This is a genomic window from Pseudomonas sp. HT11, from assembly GCF_044875395.1.
Lineage (GTDB): Bacteria > Pseudomonadota > Gammaproteobacteria > Pseudomonadales > Pseudomonadaceae > Aquipseudomonas.
In genome coordinates this window covers 1845841-1862264 of the sequence record NZ_CP173217.1, presented here as the reverse complement: position 1 = coordinate 1862264, position 16424 = coordinate 1845841, and the positions used below count along the sequence as shown (strand labels likewise).

Below are 16424 nucleotides of genomic sequence, written 5' to 3'. Positions count from 1 at the left end.
TACCTAAACGCGGCCCGGTTAAAGGCCGGCGCGCACTATACCGGAAATAGCTGAAAAAGGGAGCTTTTTTTATCGCAAAGCGCCGATAAACCGCGCTGCATCAAAGCCTTTGCGGATAGCCGCGCCAGGGTCTATTTTTTCAAAGGCCCGGCCCTGTTGGTCATAACGCTTAAACGTTTCATCTGCCCATCAAGACCTTTGGTCTGAAACCCACCCAAGCCCTGAGGGCACACCCGATGAATCAAGCCAGCAGCAGTCGCGTCAGCCGTGAGTTACAGGGCCATGTCCTGCTGTTGGGTCTGGACCGAGTGGCCAAGCGCAATGCCTTTGACCTGGATCTGCTCAATGAGCTGAGCCTGGCCTATGGCGAATTTGATCGAAACGACGAGGCCCGGGTGGCCGTGGTGTTTGCCCACGGCGACCACTTCACCGCCGGGCTGGACCTGGCCAATGTCAGCGGCGTGATGTCCGGAGGCTGGCAACCGCCACTGGGCGGCTGCGATCCATGGGGTGTGTTCGCCGGGCCGAGGGTCAATAAACCGGTGATCGTCGCGGCCCAGGGCTACTGCCTGACCATTGGCATCGAGTTGATGCTGGCAGCCGATATCAATATTTGCGCGAGCAACACGCGCTTTGCGCAAATGGAAGTAAAGCGTGGGATCTTTCCGTTTGGCGGCGCGACCTTACGTTTTCATCAGGTGGCCGGCTGGGGCAACGCCATGCGCTGGTTGCTCACCGGCGATGAATTTGATGCACACGAGGCGCTCAGGCTGGGCTTGGTGCAGGAAGTGATGGCCAGCGAAGATTTGCTGCCGCGCGCCATTGAGCTAGCCAGCCGTATTGCCCGCCAGGCGCCGCTGGGTGTGCAAGCGACGCTGATGTCGGCGCGCCAAGCACGGATGGAAGGCGAAACCGTTGCCGCCGCCGGGTTGCAGGTGGTGGTGGAGAAGCTGCTCAACAGTGAAGATGCCAAAGAGGGTGTGCGGGCGATGGTTGAGAAGCGGCCGGGGGTGTTCAAGGGGATTTGAGTGAACAGTGTCGGCCTCATCGCGAGCAAGCCCGCTTCCACATTTGATCGCCTATCCCCTGTGGGAGCCGGGCTTGCCCGCGATGGCGCCAGTACCGGCAACTAAGTCGCCGGCCGAATCGCCTTGATCAACGCCTGCAACGAGTACCCCAACCGCGGCGCCAAAGCTTCGGCACGCGCCGTCAGCGCACCCAGGTCCAGTGCCTGATCCAGCTCCGAAGGCACCAGCAAAATCACATTGCCCTCCTTCACCGGCAGCTCCCAGTAATGCCGGTGATACAACCCGCGCAGCAACGCCGCACCCAGCGGCTTGCCATCATCGGTGGCCCACTGGTTGATCACCAGCCAGCCGCCGGGATTGAGTTTCTTCTGGCAGTTTTCCAGGAAGGTCCAGGCCAGGTGCCCCACGCCCGGGCCGACGTCGGTATACAGGTCGACGAAAATCAGGTCAGCCGATTCGGCGGTGTCGAGCAACTGCAGCGCGTCGCCAATACGGATGTACAGGCGCGGATCGTCATCCAGCCCCAGGTACTCAATGGCCAGGCGCGGCACGTCCGGGCGCAGCTCAATGGCTTCGACGTCTTCCAGCGGCAGAAACTTGAGGCACGCCTGGGTCAGCGTGCCGGCGCCCAGCCCGAGGAACAGCGCACTCTCCGGTTGCTCGTGGCACAACGCGCCAATCAGCATCGCGCGGGTGTAGTCGTACTCCAGCCAACTCGGGTCGGCGGTGAATACGCAGCTTTGCTCGATGGCGTCGCCAAACTCGAGAAAGCGGTAATCGGCCACTTCAAGCACGCGGATCATGCCGAAATCATCATGAACTTCGGCCAGCAGGCGCTCGACACGCTCCTCGGTCATCACTACTCCTAAAGGGTTTACCGCACGGCAAAGGCGCGATTGTCGGCCAACCGGCGGCAACAGGTCACGCACTAATTGCTGATAACATTGGCGCCCCACCGTCAATCAACCAATCGAGTTCACGATGAGCCAACCCTGGAGCCCCGACAGCTGGCGCGCCCTGCCGATCCAGCAACAACCCCAGTACCCGGACGCTGCACACTTGCTGCAAGTGGAGCAGAACCTGGCCAGCTACCCGCCACTGGTGTTTGCCGGGGAAGCCCGCGAGTTGCGCCGTCAGTTCGCCGAAGTGACCCAGGGCCGCGCGTTCCTGCTGCAGGGCGGTGACTGCGCCGAAAGCTTTGCCGAGTTCTCCGCGGCAAAAATCCGCGACACCTTCAAGGTGCTGCTGCAGATGGCAATCGTGATGACCTTCGCCGCCGGCTGCCCGGTGGTCAAAGTCGGGCGCATGGCCGGCCAGTTCGCCAAGCCGCGCTCGGCCAACGACGAAACCATCGACGGCGTCACCCTGCCCGCCTACCGTGGCGACATCGTCAACGGCATCGGTTTCGACGAGAAAAGCCGCGTTCCGGACCCGGATCGCCTGCTGCAGTCTTACCACCAGTCCACCGCCACGCTTAACCTACTGCGCGCGTTTGCTCAGGGCGGTTTTGCCGACCTGCATCAAGTGCACAAGTGGAACCTGGACTTCATTGCCAACTCCGCACTGGCCGAAAAATACAGCCAGCTGGCCGACCGTATCGACGAAACCCTGGCCTTCATGCGCGCCTGCGGCATGGACAGCTCGCCGCAACTGCGCGAAACCAGCTTCTTCACCGCCCACGAAGCGCTGCTGCTCAACTACGAGCAAGCCTTTGTGCGCCGCGACAGCCTGACCAACGACTACTACGATTGCTCGGCGCACATGCTCTGGATCGGCGACCGCACCCGTCAGCTGGACGGCGCCCACGTCGAATTCCTGCGCGGGGTGAACAACCCGATCGGCGTCAAGGTCGGCCCGAGCATGAACCCCGACGATTTGATCCGCTTGATCGACATTCTCAACCCGGACAACGACCCCGGCCGCCTCAACCTGATCGCACGCATGGGCGCCGGCAAGGTGGGCGACCACCTGCCCAACCTGATCCGCGCCGTGCAGCGCGAGGGCAAGCAGGTGCTGTGGAGCTCCGACCCGATGCATGGCAACACCATCAAGGCCAGCAGCGGCTACAAGACCCGCGACTTTGCGCAGATTCTTGGCGAGGTGAAAGAGTTCTTCCAGGTGCATCAAGCCGAAGGCTCGTATGCCGGCGGGATTCACATCGAAATGACCGGACAGAACGTGACCGAATGCATCGGCGGCGCGCGACCGATCACCGAAGATGGCCTGTCGGACCGCTACCACACCCACTGCGACCCACGGATGAATGCCGATCAGTCGCTGGAATTGGCGTTTTTGATTGCCGAGACCTTGAAGCAAGTCAAACGCTGAAATTTGGGCGAGCGGGCTTCCTGTGGCGAGCGGGCTTGCCCCGCGTTGGGTGGCGCAGCCGCCCCACTACAACCACTGCGGTGTGTCTGGAAGAATGAGGTGGATGGTTTTGGGGCGGCTTCGCCACCCAACGCGGGGCAAGCCCGCTCGCCACAACAAGCCCGCTCGCCACAAAAACCAGCTGCAGCTCAGGTTTGCAGCATCGCCACCCTTAAGCGGGCAGCACTCGGCCGCTGGCAATTGAGCTGGACCTGTTCCAGCCCCAGCCAATCAGCCATCTGCCGCAGGTTCAAGGCCAACGCCTGCATCCCCTCCTCGTCCAGCCCCGGCTCTTCTTCGTGCACCGCATGCACCGCCAGCCGCCCATGGGCGCGTTCGGCGCGCAGGTCGACACGCGCGGCGATCCGCTCATTGTGCAAAAACGGCAGCACGTAATAGCCGTACACCCGCTTGTCTTGCGGGGTGTAGATCTCCAGACGGTAGCGAAAATCAAACAATCGCTCGGTTCGGCTACGCTCCCAGATCAGTGAGTCGAACGGCGACAACAAGGCACTGGCCGGTACTTTGCGCGGTACCTTCGGTTCTGGCAGGCAGTACGCCGGCTGCTTCCAGCCCTGCACCTGACACACCCGCAGTTGCCCATCCTCGACCAGCTCGGCCAAGCGGCCACGGCTGTCGGCAGGGTCCAGGCGGAAATAATCGCGCAGATCCTTTTCGGTACCGACGCCCAAGGCAGTCGCACTGTGCAGCAACAAACCGCGCTGGGCCTCGGCCTCGTTCACGGTGGCCAGAAGGAGGTCGGCGGGGATGACGCGCTCGGGCAAATCATAGAGCCGCTCAAACCCGCGCCGCCCCGCCACCGTGACCAACCCTGCGGCAAACAACCATTCCAGTGCGTGCTTTTCATCACTCCAATCCCACCACGGGCCGGCGCGCTCCTCACGGGTGGACAAGCTGCCAGCACCCACCGCGCCCTGTTGCTCGACGGTCTGCAGCACGCGCTGGATAGTGGCCTGCTGTTCACGCCCGAAACGCGCCATCTGCGCGTAAATCCCCTGCCCCTGCTTGGCCCGCTCCATGCGCCAGCGCATCAACGGGTACAGCGCCATGGGCAGCAACGAGGCCTCATGGCCCCAATACTCAAAGAGCGAGCGCCGCCGCCCCTGGCTCCAGGCAGCTTGTTCGAGGATCAGCGGGGAGTACTGGCCAAGGCGGGAAAACAGCGGCAGGTAATGCGAGCGCACCACGGCGTTGACCGAATCGATCTGCAGCACACCCAAGCGCTCGATCAAACGATTGAGGTGCGTAGCCTTGATCAGTGCCGGCGCCTGGCGCCCGGAAAAACCCTGGGCCGCCAGCGCCATGCGTCGAGCGTGCTTGAGTGAAAAAGACAGGTCGGCGGGCATGAGTCTCTCCGTATGGGCTCGCCGACAACCCTACTGCATTCCAGGTTACTTTCGCAGCGGGTCTTGCCAGAAATGCAGGTGACTGTCCTGCTCCACATCGCCCCGATTAAGCCCGATGTCCTTGAGCGCATCGTCGCTCAAACTCGCCAGCGCCTGGCGCTCATGGTGCAGCGCCTGCCACCGGGCAACCCGCTGAAAAAATCCGGAAAACGGACGTTTCGTCATCAACACAAAACCTTTCTGACCTTTCATCTTCTCGCCCTCCAATGGGGATGACGAGAGTGTGTGCCTGGCACTATGATCAATCCAACGAATGTTTCTTATGTAATACATCTCGGAGATTGATCAATTGTCCGGCTACCCAAGCATCGACACTGAAGTGCTGCGCACCTTTGTCGCCATCGCCGATCAGGGCGGCTTTACCCGCGCCGGTGAACTGGTCAACCGCACACAGTCGGCGGTGAGCATGCAAATGAAGCGCCTCGAAGAAGACGTGCTGCAGCGCAAGCTGTTCGAGCGCGACGGTCGTCAGGTACGGCTGACGGCCGAAGGCCAGGTATTGCTGGGTTATGCGCGGCGCATCCTGAAACTGCACAGTGAGGTGTTCAACACCCTGCGCGAACCTCATATGGTCGGGCTGGTGCGCATCGGCACGCCGGATGATTACGTGATGCGTTTCCTGCCGGGGATTCTCAAACGGTTTTCCAAGGCCTACCCGCTGATCCAGATCGAAATGCACTGCGAGTCGTCGGCGGTGTTGATGCAGCGGCGCGACCTGGCGCTGACCGTGATCAGCCGCGAGCCCGGCAATGAAATCGGCGAACTGCTGCGCAGTGAGCGCATGGTCTGGGTGGCCGCGCCGTGCTTCTGCGTGGATGAGCACGAGACCTTGCCCCTGGCTATTTCCGGCGTCGACAGCTTTTGCACCCAATGGACCCGCAGCGCGCTGGATGCTGCCGGCATCGATTATCGCCTGGCGTACCACAGTTCCAACGTCGCGGCGATTCAAGCCGTGGTCGGCTCGGGGCTGGCGGTGATGGTCAGCATGGAAGGCCTGGTGACCGACGACTTACGAATCCTGGGCAGCGATGAAGGCTTTCCGCCTCTGCCGTCGATGAGCCTGCGCCTGCTGCGCAACCCGGCGATGGCCTCGCCCATCACCGAATGCCTGGCCGAATACATCCTCGAAGGCTTCAGACTTTAAACGTCAGCATCACCGCGCACACCGCCAGAAAGCCGCAGAACAGGCCGCGCAATACCCGTTCCGGCAGCGCGTGGGCGACTTTTACCCCCCAACTGATACTGAGCAGGCCACCGACCGCCAATGGCACGCCGATCATCCAATCCACCTCCTGGTGCCAGGCGTAGGTGACCAGGGTCACGCTGGTACTGGGCAGCGCCAACGCCAGCGACAGGCCTTGAGCGACCACTTGGGTGGTACCGAAAAGACTGGTCAGCACCGGCGTCGCCACCACTGCGCCACCCACGCCAAACAAGCCGCCCATGGAACCCGAGGCGGCGCCGAGCACGCCGAGCCAAGGCCAGGAATAACGCATCTGCGCGGTCGGCGGCGCATTGCGAGTGAACATGCGCAGCAAGTTGTAAGCAGAGAGCGTCAGCAGGAATGCAATAAAACCGATGCGCATCGCGCCGGCGTCCAGGCCCACCGCCCAGATGGAGCCCAGCCAGGCAAAGCAGAAACCCATGACACCCAACGGCAACGCGTGGCGCAATTCGATACGGTTACGCTGGTGATAACGCCAAAGCGCCAGCATCACATTGGGCACCACCATCACCAGCGCGGTGCCTTGGGCGAGTTGTTGATCCAGCCCAAACAACACGCCCAGCACCGGGATGGCAATCAGCCCGCCGCCAATACCGAACAGGCCGCCGACCGTGCCCAGGGCTGCGCCCAATACCAGGTAAATCGCTAAATCCAACACCGCGCATCACTCCAAAAGCCCAGGCGAAGCATGCTACGCAGTCGCCTGTGGCGTGGAAACGCACAGCAACGCACAATGGCTGTGCCGAACTCGCATAAGCGCCTCCTCATGAACCCCAATACCTTGACCGACCAACTGAGCCTGTTTCTTGATGTGCTGGAAACCGGCAGTTTTTCCGCCGCTGCCCGCCGCCATCCGCTGACCCCTTCAGCTGTGGCTCGGCGCATTGACAGCCTGGAAAGCTCGGTCGGCAGCCGCTTGTTTCAGCGCAGCACCCATGCCGTGGTGCCAACACCGGCAGGCCTGGCGTTTGCCGAACGGGCGCGACGGATTGTCAGCGAGTTGCAACTGGCCCGGGCCGAGGCGGTATCGTTGAGCCACGCGCCGGAGGGCCTGATCCGCGTGGACGCGCCGGCAGCCTTCGGCCGACGGCACTTGGCGCCGGTGATTGCCGACTTTCTGAACGTGTATCCGGGGCTGGATGTGCACCTGCATTTGATCGACAGCTTTGTCGACATGCAGGGCGCCCACTTGGGCAAGGTCGACCTGGTGCTGCGCGCCGGGCACATCGTCGACACCCGCTTGATTGCCACGCCATTGGCCAGCATCGTGCGCATCGCCTGCGCCAGCCCCGCTTACCTCAAAAGCCGTGGCACGCCGACCCATCCTCGGGACCTGAGCGAGCATGATGGCCTCGACTGGGACGGCCTGGCGCCGATGTTCGCCTGGCGCTTCGAGCTGGACGGGCGCCGCGCCACCTATCGCCCGCAACGCATTCGCCTGAGTGCCAATAATGCCGAAGCACTGCTGTGCGGCGCGCTCGCCGGGCTGGGCATCGCGCATTTGCCGACGTGGCTGGCCAGTGAATACCTGGTGCGTGGGGAGTTATTACCGCTGTTTTGCGAAAACGGCCTGCCCAGCCCGGAAACCACCGGCATTTACGCGCTGCGTCTGGAACAGCAGGCCAATGCACGCAGCCGCCTGCTGCTGGAATACCTCAAGTCCCGCTTCAGCCCAGTACCGCCCTGGGATCTGGCATTACAAAGCGGCTTGGTCTGACCCAATAGCCAGAATTATCTGGCGCATTAAAGGTTTGATCGCTAGATTCCAGCCCATATACGCTTTTTCGAGGCACTGTCATGCGCAAAAATCCCGACCCTTGCGAATCCCTCATGCTGGATAACCAGCTGTGTTTCGCCCTGCACTCCACTTCGTTGCTGATGACCAAGGTCTACAAGCCGCTACTGCAAGCGCTCGGCCTGACCTATCCGCAGTACCTGGCGATGATGGTGCTGTGGGAAGAGGATGGTTTGACCGTCGGCGAAATCAGCACTCGCCTGCTGACCGATCCGGGTTCGCTGACGCCGCTGCTCAAACGGTTGGAGGCCGAAGGCCTGCTCAGCCGGACCCGCAGCCGCGAAGATGAACGTGTGGTGGTGGTGGAATTGACCCAGGCAGGCCGTGCGTTGCAGGAAAAAGCCATGGGCATCCCGCAGTGCATCCTCGGCGCCAGCGGGTTACAGCTGGAGCAGTTGCGCAAGTTGCAAAGTGATTTGATTGCCTTGCGGGGAAATCTGCAAGACGCCATTTAAAGGCATTCACGCAGTAAAAAGGTGGGAGCTGGCTTGCCTGCGATCGCGGTACATCAGTCATGAATGCATTGGCTGACACTGCCTAATCGCAGGCAAGCCAGCTCCCACATTTGTTTGGGGTTGTGCCAGAAACTAACGTCCGGAAAATATTTTTGTAAATTTATCTTGCGCGCTAAACATTAGCGCTATACATTCGCCCTTACCAACTACTTAGCGCGCAAACATTTAGCGCTAAAAACCAAGAGGACGACACCATGCAAACGCTCTATACCGCAGTAGCCACCGCCACCGGCGGCCGTGATGGTCGTGCTGTTTCCAGCGACAACATCCTCGACGTCAAACTCTCCACCCCCAAAGAGCTGGGCGGCGCCGGCGGCCAAGCCACCAACCCTGAGCAACTGTTCGCGGCCGGCTACTCGGCCTGCTTCATCGGCGCACTGAAGTTCGTCGCCAGCCAGACCAAACGCAAAATCCCGGATGACGCTTCGATCACTGCCCACGTCGGCATCGGTCAAATCCCCGGCGGTTTCGGCCTGGACATCGACCTGCACGTGAGCCTGCCGGGCCTGGCGCAGGATGATGCGCAAAGCCTGGTCGACGCGGCTCACCAAGTCTGCCCGTACTCCAACGCCACCCGTGGCAACGTCGATGTGCGCCTGCACGTGACTGTCTGATGCCCTTTGCCGCCACTGGAGAAGGCCATGAACATAATGGGTAAAGCCCTCGGCACCCTGCTCGCGCTGTCGATCAACACCGCGTTCGCCGCAAGCGCATTACCCGGTGGCGATCAACCAGGCCTAAGGCGCGACCCTAGGTGCCGGAAGTCCGTTCAGCCTTGCAGCAGGCCTCGCAAGCGCTCAAGCAACACCTGAACTAAACAGGCGCCCATGAAAAAGCCCGACTCAAGGTCGGGCTTTTTTTCGTATCGGCGGGGCCAGAATTACTTCTTGGCGCGACCTTTGTACGAACCACCTTCACGGGTGTCGATCTCGATCAGGTCGTCGATTTCGATGAAATCAGCCACTTGCAGCTCGGTACCGTTAGCCAGTTTGGCAGGCTTCATGACCTTGCCCGACGTGTCGCCGCGAGCGGAACCTTCGGTGTAGGCAACTTTACGCACGATAGTGGTCGGCAGCTCTACGGAAACCAGGCGGTCTTCGAAGAAGATCGCTTCGCAGACGTCTTCCATGCCTTCTTCAACGAACGGCAGAACAGCTTCGATATCTTCAGCGTTCAGCTCGTACATGGTGTAGTCGGTGGTGTCCATGAACGTGTAGGTGTCGCCGCTGATGAAGGACAGGGTCGCTTCTTTGCGGTCGAGGATCACGTCGTCCAGTTTGTCGTCGGCGCTGTAAACGATCTCGGTCTTGTAACCGGTCAGCAGGTTCTTCAGCTTGGTCTTCATGATTGCGCTGTTACGACCAGACTTGGTGAACTCAGCTTTCTGAACCAGCCAAGGGTCGTTTTCGAGACGGATCACTGTACCGGGTTTCAGTTCTTTACCAGTTTTCATTGCGTATATCCGAAATTTGGATGGGATTTACAAAAATCAAGGTCGCGTATCATATCCAACTTTCATAAAACTGTACCAGCGCCGTCGCAAGATCAGCCTGCAAGCCTTGTTCCAGACACCACGCCTGGGCGTTCTGACACACCTCTGGCCAATGCTCCAGCAGCATTTTCCACGGTTGTGCCATATCGCCATCAGCGTTCCAGGCTTGCCAAAGGGCAACCACCGCTGCCTTGGCGGCGGGCGATAAGGCGCCGGTGTACAGCTGCAGGAAGGCATCGAGCTTGTCCAGATGGATGTCTTCGTCCTGGCGATAGATGTGCCACAGCATCGGCCGACCGGCCCATTGGGCGCGTACGAACGAGTCTTCGCCGCGCACGGCGTTGAAGTCGCAGCACCACAGCAGGCGGTCATATTGCTCCTGGCGTACGAACGGCAATACCTGCACCGTCAGGGCATCGCGCTGATGCACCGCCCCCACCGACAGCCCTTCCACGCCGAGCCAGCGCTGCACATCGCCAAGGATGCGGCCTTCCGGCACCAACAGATGAGTGGCACGCCCGTCCGTCGCCAGCACGTCCAGCCAACGGGCGAGCCCGGCGTTTTCGTAGGCAAACAGCGACATCAAACGCGCGCCATCTGCCGGAAATACGCCCAGCGCTTGCAGGAATTGTCGCTGTGCGGCGCGATCCTCTTGAAAAGCCTGACGCTGCTCCAGCAAGCCGCCTTCGCGTAAAAGCCCGCCAGTGCCCGGCCGAAAGCCAGGAAAGAAGAAATACTTCTGTACGCCCTTGAACTTCACCGACGGCAGGCGATGGCAACCCACCACCCAGTCTTCAGCGCTGAGGTAGTCCAGGTTCATCCACAACGGCGTGCGGTCGCGCGCGGCCATGGCTTCCATGTACTCAGGTGGCAACTGGCAGGCAAAGGCTGCGATCACGACATCGGCGCAAGGCGAGTCGCGCCATTGTGCCGGCCAATGGCACACCTCTACGCCCTCCAGCCATTGCTGGTTCAGTTGCACATCAATCTCTGGGCACATGCGTTCAAAAGCACGCAAGTCATCGACCCACAAGCGCACGTCGCAGGCGTGCTCCACCACCAATTGCCGGGCCAGGCGCCAGGTCACGCCGATGTCGCCGTAGTTGTCGACGACGCTGCAAAAAATATCCCAGCGGGCTTTCATTCCGGGCTCCAACACTCAAAGGCTCGATTGTCCGCATAAATGCGCCGATGCAGAAGGCTTGATCGCGATTATTCTGCACAGTGGCTGTGCGACAATCGCCGCCACGCCGCAAATGCCCGCCAGGAGGCCACTATGTCTGATCGTTCGTTGTCGCTGTTCAAGCTCAGTATCGCAGTGGCGTTCGGCCTGTGGCTGGGGTTTATCGCCATTGTGCTGACCACCTGGCTGGCGTCGCGCTACGTGTTCCCGCAAAGCCTGGCGCCGGTGGCGCAGGCCGTCCAGCAACTGGGCAAGTCCGCCAGCGTTGTTGCGCCAGAGCCGCCGAACCGTATGTTCGAGCAGTACCAGGAAAACCTTCGCAAGCAGGAACAACAGCAAACCCTGGACCAGGCGCGCAACAACGCGCGCAACCTGTCCAACCCCAAATGCCAGTTCTGGCTGCAACAGGACCAGAACGCGCCCAATGAAAAGAGCAAGGCGAATGTCCTGCAATTCTGCGATTGATGCCCATGAATAAGCACGCCGTCCTCCAGTTGATCCTGGAAAAACTCACCGTCGACCTCGACATTGCCCAGCGCGCCGCGCAGACCGCCTACGAGACCGCGACCCACGAAGAGAACATCGCCGAGAACAAATACGACACGCTGGGGCTGGAGGCGTCTTACCTCGCGGCCGGGCAAGCCAAGCGCGTCGAAGAAATCAAGCAATCGCTGGCGCTGTGCCAGAACCTGCAGTTGCGTGCTTACGACGATCAGCGCGGCATAGAAGTCGGCGCGCTACTGGGTTTGGAAGACGAGAACGGTCGCCAGCAGTGGCTGTTCCTGGCGCCGGATGCGGCGGGCTTGAAAGTCGACGTAGTGGGGCAACCGGTGACTGTCATCACCCCGCGCTCGCCGCTGGGCAAAAGCCTGCTGGGCAAGTTCGAGGGTGATGAGGTGGAGATTCTGGTGGCGGGCGCCCGGCAACACTTCACGGTTACCGAGGCCCGATAAGCCACTCAGTGGACGGGCAATTCTACGCCGTCAAACAGCTCTTCCAGTTCTTGCTTGTTGTGGCACTGGATCGCCTTGGCCATGACTTCACGGGTCAGGTGCGGCGCGAATTTCTCGATGAAGTCGCACATGAAGCCACGCAGGAACGTGCCACGACGGAAACCGATCTTGGTCACGCTGGACTCGAACAGCTCGCTGGCGTCGAGCACCACCAGGTCTTTGTCGAGGTTGGTATCGACCGCCATCTTGGCCACGATACCCACGCCCAGGCCCAGTCGGACGTAAGTCTTGATCACGTCGGCGTCGGCTGCGGTAAACACCACTTTCGGCGTAAGGCCGCGATGGCTGAAGGCTTCGTCGAGCTTGGAGCGGCCAGTGAAACCGAACACGTAAGTCACGATCGGGTATTCGGCCAGGGCTTCGAGGGTCAACTTCGGCAGCTTGGCCAACGGGTGACCCTGGGGCACGACCACGCAACGGTTCCAGCGGTAGCACGGCATCATCACCAGGTCGCCGAACAGCTCGAGGGCTTCGGTGGCGATGGCGAAATCGACGGTGCCGTCAGCGGCCATCTCGGCGATCTGCATCGGCGAACCCTGGTGCATGTGCAGGGCGACGTCCGGGTATTGCTTGATGAAATCGCGGATCACCGGCGGCAAGGCATAACGCGCCTGGGTGTGCGTGGTGGCGATCGACAGGGTGCCTTTTTTCTCGTTGGAGAATTCCTGGGCAATCTGCTTGATGCTTTCGACTTTGCGCAGGATCTCGCCGGCGGTGGTGATGATGCGCTCGCCGGCCGGGGTGACGCGGGTCAAGTGCTTGCCGCTGCGCGCGAACACTTCGACGCCCAGCTCGTCTTCGAGCAGGCGGATCTGCTTGCTGATACCGGGTTGCGAGGTGTAAAGGCTTTGAGCGGTAGCGGAAACGTTGAGGTCGTGGTGCGCCACTTCCCAGATGTAGCGCAGTTGTTGAAGCTTCATATGTGTCCCTCAAAGCAGATAGACGCCACGGGTATCAGCGACGGTATATAACTATATTAAAGGTTAGACGGATAAATCTAGAACTTTTTATCGTTTTTACCGATCAGGCATCGTCACTGCGCCGGCGCTGCAGCGAGGGCACCATATAAACCGGCACCGTCGCCAATTGCAGCACCCTGGCGGCCGTGCGCCCCAGCGGCGTGGCAGCGGCCGTTGCGTGGCTGTGACTTCCTACGATCAACAAGTCGACGGAAAGTTTTCGCAGCTGGTCGAGAATCACCTCGCACGGGTCGCCCTGGATCACGCGCACCGAGCGAATCAATTTCAGGTCCTGCTCCCCTTCCCCCAGCTCCTCGCGAAAACTGTCCAGCACCCGCTGCTCGATGGTTGCCATCACCGTGGTCAGCCCCTGGCTCTGCCATTCGTTCAGGGCTTTCTCATCAAGGTAGCTTTGCAACACCGATTCGGCGAACAGCCCGATCGGCTCGACCACATGAATCACATACAAATCCGCCTTGAACGTTCGGGCCAGTGCCAGCGCATGCTGCATGACATAGGGCGCATACAGACCGAGGTCCGTGGCGTACAGCATCGAACGAATCATAGAACCTCCTGGACGGCCAGGATGGCGGGGATTGAATGAGCTTAGCAGCGCCTGCGGGACTGGGGCTCAGCTCTCGGTGTGGATTTTCAACTCATTGCTGATGCCGTGGGGCACATGCCCGGTGGCCACCACCTCCCTGGCCTTCTCGCAATGACCGGCCTGGTCATCGAAAAACACATCGGCGGCGAACGCCTCCAGAAACGCGGATTTCTCCAGCCCCCCGAGGAACAACGACTCGTCCAGACGGATATCCCATTCGCGCAGGGTGCGAATCACCCGCTCGTGGGACGGCGCCGAACGCGCGGTGACCAACGCTGTGCGAATCGGGCATGCCTCGTCTGCGAACTCGCTCTGCAACACGTTAAGCGCCGCCAGGAACCCCTTGAACGGACCACCGTGCAACGGTTGGCGCGCCGACTCGCGCTCGTTGGCCAGAAACGCCTCCAGCCCGCCTGATTGATAGACACGCTCGGACTCATCGGAAAACAGCACCGCATCACCGTCGAACGCAATCCGCAATTCTTCACTCGAGGCCCGATGCGGGCCGCCCGACAGAATCGTCGCCGCGGCAAACCCGGCATCCAGTGCACTGCGCACATCTTCGGCATGGGTCGACAGAAACAGGTGGCAGCCAAATGCGGCCAGGTAAGGATAGGGACTGCGCCCGCCGACGAACGCGGCACGGGAAATATCCAGGCCGTAATGCTGGATCGAATTGAACACGCGCAAGCCGGTGTCGGCACTGTTGCGCGACACCAGCACCACTTCGACGCGGGCCCGGCCCAGGCTGGCGTTAAGGCTCAAGAGCTTCTTGACCAAAGGGAAGGCATCGCCGGGCTCGAGGGTTTCTTCCTCGTGCTCGATCTGGTACTTGCGGTAAGCCTCTACCCCTTCGGCCAGGTAGACCTTGTGACTGTCACTCAGGTCGAACAGTGCACGCGATGAAATCGCCAGCACCAGTTTGTCGCCCAATCCCTTCGCCATGGTGTTCCCCCGAATCAGCGGTTGTGCCGATCAATAAAACTCAAGGCCTGGTAAAGCGCCTGCATGCGTGGCAATTCGCAACCCGCCGCTTTTGCTGCGGCCAATGGCCGGGCGTAGATCGCCGCCAGTTCCAGCGGACGTTTGTGCACATGGTCGTGATACATGCTGGGCAGGTAGTCGTCCATGGTTTCGGTCATGGCGAACATCTGCTCAGCGTAACTGGCAGGGATTTCATGACCGCAGGCATGCGCGCCTTTGACCACTTCAGCCATCAATGCCTGGATCAACTCGCGGCTCGATTCATCAGCCATCAGCGCGGTGGTGCCAGTGCCCAGCAACACGGAGAGGCCGTTATACGGCACATTCCACACCAGCTTGTGCCAGCGAGCCTGGTGCACATTGGCCATGGCCTGGGAGTCGATACCGGCCTGGTGAAACAGCGCGGCGCCCTCTTCGACAATCGCCTGCTGGCGCGATTCATCGTTGGCCGCTGTGCCGCTGTGGTAACCAAGATTGACCCGGCCCAACGCCTGATGCTCGACGACGCCCGGCGCAGAGCGGTGTACGCCGATGTAGCACAGGCCGCCCAGCAAGTGCAGCGACGGCGGCAGGTGTTCGCGCAGGCTGTCCTCGACGTCGAGGCCGTTTTGCAACAGCACCACCTTGGCGTCCGGGGCGGCGACCTGGGCGATGGTCGGCGCGAGGTCCACATTGCCGGTGGATTTGGTGCCCACCAGCAGCCAGTCGCACGCCGGCATGTCCGCAGCGCGGGCGTAGGCCTGCACCGGGTGCAGGTGCAACTTGCCATGCAGCGTACTGTTGAGGTGCAGGCCGTGCTCGCTGACCGCCGCGTATTCGCTGCGCAACAGGAAGTGCACGTCGAACCCGGCACGCGCCAGCATCACGCCGTAGAACCCACCGATAGCACCGGTGCCGATAATGCCAATGCGTGGCGACGGGGATGCAACTGCGGTCATGGCAAATCCTCTGGCGTGCGGGTAAGTGCTTGATTCACTGCCTCGGTGAGGTCGGCAAGTGCAAGACGGGTGTGCAACTGCCCAAGAAATTGACCCTCGCACACGAGGAACAACGCGGGCAAATGAAAGATCTGGTAGCGCTCGACCGCACCGCCGTTGTGCCCGGCATCCACCCAGCACACGCGGTCGACCGGCAAACGCCAGCCGGGCAGCTGCTGGCGTGCCCAGCGGCAACTGGAACAACCGACACTGGTAAATACCACCAGCGAAATACCTGGCAATCCCAGCAGCTGCTGGTCAATATCCAGGTCGGTCAATTCCAGTTCCTTCACTATACTGCTGCCACCGCCGTCAACTGGACGGTGCTCGGAGTCCGTGTACATGGGTCGTTTTTTACCTCACCCTGATGATGTCGCTGTCGAGTTAATCCAACGCCCCGCTCCTGCCATTCCCCGCCAACGCCTGCACACTATCGGCCTGGGCGGCGTCGCCTGCAATTGCCCGCGTGCCTGGCGCCAGGGTACGGCGGTTGATCTGCGCATCCCCTCCCTGGGCGCCAGCGCCCGTTATCCGGGCTATGTAGCCTGGTGTCGCAAGCTTGAAAAAGGCTATCGCATCGGCATCTCTTTTACCGATGAGCACGCCTTGTTCGGTGCGCGAATGGGCGAGCAAGTGTGCCAGATCGAACGCTACTGCCGCTTGCATGAAGACGCCGAGCCGACGCCTGCGCAACTCGAAGCCATGGCTCGCGAGTGGGTCTCGCGCCATGCCGGTGAGTTCTCCCGCGAGACTTTTGTGGCGCCGGCGCTGGATTAAAGCCGGTTTTGCCCATTGTCGCGGGCCCGTGTTACGCGCTAAGGTTCCTCCCCCCTGCATTCAAATCATGCTGTGCTC

The 16424-nt window shown here is 61.1% G+C and carries 20 protein-coding genes; 9 read left to right on the top strand and 11 right to left on the bottom strand.

Annotation, left to right across the window (positions count from 1 at the left end):
• The first annotated feature begins 236 nt into the window (after positions 1–236).
• Positions 237–1028, top strand: a complete 792-nt coding sequence (locus tag ABWL43_RS08490) for a crotonase/enoyl-CoA hydratase family protein (RefSeq protein ID WP_145165117.1) — start codon at positions 237–239, stop codon at positions 1026–1028.
• A 101-nt stretch (positions 1029–1129) separates the two neighbouring features.
• Here the strand turns inward: ABWL43_RS08490 and ABWL43_RS08485 are convergent, their stop codons facing one another.
• Positions 1130–1885 (bottom strand): spermidine synthase, encoded by a 756-nt coding sequence (locus ABWL43_RS08485; RefSeq protein ID WP_369300532.1) that lies wholly within the window; start codon positions 1883–1885, stop codon positions 1130–1132.
• Positions 1886–2009: 124 nt separating this feature from the next.
• Here ABWL43_RS08485 and ABWL43_RS08480 point away from each other — a divergent pair, with 124 nt between their 5' ends.
• Positions 2010–3356, top strand: coding sequence for a class II 3-deoxy-7-phosphoheptulonate synthase (locus tag ABWL43_RS08480; RefSeq protein ID WP_078047560.1), 1347 nt, complete (start codon positions 2010–2012; stop codon positions 3354–3356).
• Positions 3357–3544: 188 nt separating this feature from the next.
• On the opposite strand, the gene ABWL43_RS08475 is transcribed toward ABWL43_RS08480, so the two are convergent.
• The gene (locus ABWL43_RS08475; protein ID WP_404487420.1) at positions 3545–4762 is read right to left on the bottom strand and encodes a winged helix-turn-helix domain-containing protein; all 1218 of its coding nucleotides are present in this window, start codon (positions 4760–4762) and stop codon (positions 3545–3547) included.
• A gap of 45 nt (positions 4763–4807) precedes the next feature.
• A complete protein-coding gene (locus tag ABWL43_RS08470; RefSeq protein WP_234452476.1) occupies positions 4808–5014 on the bottom strand; it encodes a DUF1127 domain-containing protein in 207 nt (68 codons plus the stop codon).
• Between the two features lie 97 nt (positions 5015–5111).
• Here ABWL43_RS08470 and ABWL43_RS08465 point away from each other — a divergent pair, with 97 nt between their 5' ends.
• Positions 5112–5966 carry a LysR family transcriptional regulator gene (locus ABWL43_RS08465; protein ID WP_242193793.1) on the top strand — a complete coding sequence of 285 codons (855 nt, stop codon included), beginning with the start codon at positions 5112–5114 and terminating at the stop codon, positions 5964–5966.
• Here ABWL43_RS08465 and ABWL43_RS08460 read toward each other — a convergent pair.
• A complete protein-coding gene (locus tag ABWL43_RS08460) occupies positions 5956–6705 on the bottom strand; it encodes a sulfite exporter TauE/SafE family protein (protein WP_145165129.1) in 750 nt (249 codons plus the stop codon). The genes ABWL43_RS08465 and ABWL43_RS08460 overlap by 11 nt on opposite strands.
• A 108-nt stretch (positions 6706–6813) precedes the next feature.
• Here ABWL43_RS08460 and ABWL43_RS08455 point away from each other — a divergent pair, with 108 nt between their 5' ends.
• From ABWL43_RS08455 to ABWL43_RS08445, 3 genes are all read left to right on the top strand, one after another.
• On the top strand, positions 6814–7764 hold the full coding sequence (locus tag ABWL43_RS08455) for a LysR family transcriptional regulator (RefSeq protein WP_145165132.1): 951 nt from the start codon (positions 6814–6816) through the stop codon (positions 7762–7764).
• Positions 7765–7844: 80 nt separating this feature from the next.
• The gene (locus ABWL43_RS08450) at positions 7845–8297 is read left to right on the top strand and encodes a MarR family winged helix-turn-helix transcriptional regulator (RefSeq protein WP_179606946.1); all 453 of its coding nucleotides are present in this window, start codon (positions 7845–7847) and stop codon (positions 8295–8297) included.
• A 254-nt stretch (positions 8298–8551) separates the two neighbouring features.
• Complete coding sequence (locus ABWL43_RS08445) at positions 8552–8971, top strand: organic hydroperoxide resistance protein (RefSeq protein WP_034126737.1); 420 nt, start codon at positions 8552–8554, stop codon at positions 8969–8971.
• A 266-nt stretch (positions 8972–9237) separates the two neighbouring features.
• Here ABWL43_RS08445 and ABWL43_RS08440 read toward each other — a convergent pair whose 3' ends face one another.
• Both ABWL43_RS08440 and earP read right to left on the bottom strand, forming a co-directional pair.
• Positions 9238–9810, bottom strand: a complete 573-nt coding sequence (locus ABWL43_RS08440; protein WP_003218698.1) for an elongation factor P — start codon at positions 9808–9810, stop codon at positions 9238–9240.
• A gap of 49 nt (positions 9811–9859) precedes the next feature.
• Entirely contained in the window at positions 9860–10993 is a 1134-nt protein-coding gene (gene earP, locus ABWL43_RS08435) for an elongation factor P maturation arginine rhamnosyltransferase EarP (RefSeq protein WP_404487419.1), read from the bottom strand.
• A gap of 132 nt (positions 10994–11125) precedes the next feature.
• Between earP and ABWL43_RS08430 the strand changes: the two genes are divergently transcribed.
• Both ABWL43_RS08430 and ABWL43_RS08425 read left to right on the top strand, forming a co-directional pair.
• Positions 11126–11497: a hypothetical protein gene (locus tag ABWL43_RS08430; protein WP_404487418.1), complete on the top strand. Its 372-nt coding sequence runs from the start codon at positions 11126–11128 to the stop codon at positions 11495–11497.
• 5 nt (positions 11498–11502) lie between these two features.
• Positions 11503–11985 carry a GreA/GreB family elongation factor gene (locus tag ABWL43_RS08425; protein ID WP_200623094.1) on the top strand — a complete coding sequence of 161 codons (483 nt, stop codon included), beginning with the start codon at positions 11503–11505 and terminating at the stop codon, positions 11983–11985.
• Between the two features lie 5 nt (positions 11986–11990).
• Here ABWL43_RS08425 and cysB read toward each other — a convergent pair whose 3' ends face one another.
• The 5 genes from cysB to ABWL43_RS08400 all read right to left on the bottom strand — a co-directional run bounded on the left by cysB (position 11991) and on the right by ABWL43_RS08400 (position 15913).
• Positions 11991–12965, bottom strand: coding sequence for an HTH-type transcriptional regulator CysB (gene cysB / locus ABWL43_RS08420; RefSeq protein ID WP_003189876.1), 975 nt, complete (start codon positions 12963–12965; stop codon positions 11991–11993).
• A gap of 103 nt (positions 12966–13068) precedes the next feature.
• Positions 13069–13569, bottom strand: coding sequence for a universal stress protein (locus ABWL43_RS08415; protein WP_369300537.1), 501 nt, complete (start codon positions 13567–13569; stop codon positions 13069–13071).
• A 66-nt stretch (positions 13570–13635) separates the two neighbouring features.
• Complete coding sequence (locus ABWL43_RS08410; RefSeq protein ID WP_145163225.1) at positions 13636–14553, bottom strand: 5'-nucleotidase; 918 nt, start codon at positions 14551–14553, stop codon at positions 13636–13638.
• A 14-nt stretch (positions 14554–14567) separates the two neighbouring features.
• The gene (locus ABWL43_RS08405) at positions 14568–15530 is read right to left on the bottom strand and encodes a putative 2-dehydropantoate 2-reductase (protein WP_404487417.1); all 963 of its coding nucleotides are present in this window, start codon (positions 15528–15530) and stop codon (positions 14568–14570) included.
• Positions 15527–15913 carry a thioredoxin gene (locus tag ABWL43_RS08400; protein ID WP_119739477.1) on the bottom strand — a complete coding sequence of 129 codons (387 nt, stop codon included), beginning with the start codon at positions 15911–15913 and terminating at the stop codon, positions 15527–15529. Before ABWL43_RS08400 ends, ABWL43_RS08405 begins: the two co-directional genes overlap by 4 nt.
• Between ABWL43_RS08400 and ABWL43_RS08395 the strand changes: the two genes are divergently transcribed.
• Positions 15912–16346, top strand: coding sequence for a PilZ domain-containing protein (locus ABWL43_RS08395; protein ID WP_106576830.1), 435 nt, complete (start codon positions 15912–15914; stop codon positions 16344–16346). The genes ABWL43_RS08400 and ABWL43_RS08395 overlap by 2 nt on opposite strands.
• The last annotated feature ends 78 nt before the right edge of the window (positions 16347–16424 follow it).

Bases quoted from the DNA above. Each gene is read 5' to 3' on its own strand.
- ABWL43_RS08485 (WP_369300532.1), bottom strand. From the start codon at position 1,885: ATGACCGAGGAGCGTGTCGAGCGCCTGCTGGCCGAAGTTCATGATGAT.
- cysB (WP_003189876.1), bottom strand. From the start codon at position 12,965: ATGAAGCTTCAACAACTGCGCTACATCTGGGAAGTGGCGCACCACGAC.
- ABWL43_RS08490 (WP_145165117.1), top strand. From the start codon at position 237: ATGAATCAAGCCAGCAGCAGTCGCGTCAGCCGTGAGTTACAGGGCCAT.
- earP (WP_404487419.1), bottom strand. From the start codon at position 10,993: ATGAAAGCCCGCTGGGATATTTTTTGCAGCGTCGTCGACAACTACGGC.
- ABWL43_RS08400 (WP_119739477.1), bottom strand. From the start codon at position 15,913: ATGTACACGGACTCCGAGCACCGTCCAGTTGACGGCGGTGGCAGCAGT.
- ABWL43_RS08440 (WP_003218698.1), bottom strand. From the start codon at position 9,810: ATGAAAACTGGTAAAGAACTGAAACCCGGTACAGTGATCCGTCTCGAA.
- ABWL43_RS08450 (WP_179606946.1), top strand. From the start codon at position 7,845: ATGCGCAAAAATCCCGACCCTTGCGAATCCCTCATGCTGGATAACCAG.
- ABWL43_RS08415 (WP_369300537.1), bottom strand. From the start codon at position 13,569: ATGATTCGTTCGATGCTGTACGCCACGGACCTCGGTCTGTATGCGCCC.
- ABWL43_RS08445 (WP_034126737.1), top strand. From the start codon at position 8,552: ATGCAAACGCTCTATACCGCAGTAGCCACCGCCACCGGCGGCCGTGAT.
- ABWL43_RS08430 (WP_404487418.1), top strand. From the start codon at position 11,126: ATGTCTGATCGTTCGTTGTCGCTGTTCAAGCTCAGTATCGCAGTGGCG.
- ABWL43_RS08395 (WP_106576830.1), top strand. From the start codon at position 15,912: ATGGGTCGTTTTTTACCTCACCCTGATGATGTCGCTGTCGAGTTAATC.
- ABWL43_RS08455 (WP_145165132.1), top strand. From the start codon at position 6,814: ATGAACCCCAATACCTTGACCGACCAACTGAGCCTGTTTCTTGATGTG.
- ABWL43_RS08480 (WP_078047560.1), top strand. From the start codon at position 2,010: ATGAGCCAACCCTGGAGCCCCGACAGCTGGCGCGCCCTGCCGATCCAG.
- ABWL43_RS08405 (WP_404487417.1), bottom strand. From the start codon at position 15,530: ATGACCGCAGTTGCATCCCCGTCGCCACGCATTGGCATTATCGGCACC.
- ABWL43_RS08425 (WP_200623094.1), top strand. From the start codon at position 11,503: ATGAATAAGCACGCCGTCCTCCAGTTGATCCTGGAAAAACTCACCGTC.
- ABWL43_RS08475 (WP_404487420.1), bottom strand. From the start codon at position 4,762: ATGCCCGCCGACCTGTCTTTTTCACTCAAGCACGCTCGACGCATGGCG.
- ABWL43_RS08410 (WP_145163225.1), bottom strand. From the start codon at position 14,553: ATGGCGAAGGGATTGGGCGACAAACTGGTGCTGGCGATTTCATCGCGT.
- ABWL43_RS08470 (WP_234452476.1), bottom strand. From the start codon at position 5,014: ATGAAAGGTCAGAAAGGTTTTGTGTTGATGACGAAACGTCCGTTTTCC.